Origin of the sequence: Mesorhizobium sp. M8A.F.Ca.ET.208.01.1.1, from assembly GCF_004791315.1 — a bacterium.
Lineage (GTDB): Bacteria > Pseudomonadota > Alphaproteobacteria > Rhizobiales > Rhizobiaceae > Mesorhizobium.
This window is the reverse complement of the sequence record NZ_SRUT01000192.1, coordinates 1-332: the sequence shown is the minus strand read 5'-3', so window position 1 is coordinate 332 and position 332 is coordinate 1. Positions and strand designations below refer to the sequence as shown.

General features: G+C 60.8%; 1 protein-coding gene and 1 pseudogene. Both read right to left on the bottom strand.

Going from position 1 to position 332, the window contains the following annotated elements; genetic code table 11:
- The coding region (locus EN851_RS36645) for a DUF3363 domain-containing protein (protein ID WP_245520897.1) at positions 1-172 on the bottom strand (172 nt) is incomplete at its 3' end.
- Positions 146-332: pseudogene (locus EN851_RS34875) on the bottom strand (transposase); the annotation flags it as partial. The gene EN851_RS36645 and the pseudogene EN851_RS34875, both read right to left, overlap by 27 nt.

Sequence of the window (332 nt, the reverse complement as noted above, 5' to 3'; positions counted from 1 at the left end):
CAGACCGGGCTTCGACATAAGACAGTCCAAGCTCCTCCGACAGCTGCCCGGCAACACGGTTCAGTTCGCGCTGCCGTAACATCGAAAGCATGTTGGCGCGATAGACGATCCGATCCTGCTCTTCATGCGCGAGGCCTTGCGCGATCAGGATCGTGCCGCGCTTCAGGATCACGCCGGCCTTCTCCAACTGCCGGTCCAACTCGCCAAACAACTTCTCCATCAGCCCTTCGCCAACAAGCAGGTTGCGAAAGCGCGACAGCACCGTGTGATCGGGGATGCTCTCTCAAGCCCGAGCCCGACAAAGCGCCGGAATGACAATCGGTCGCCCAGCG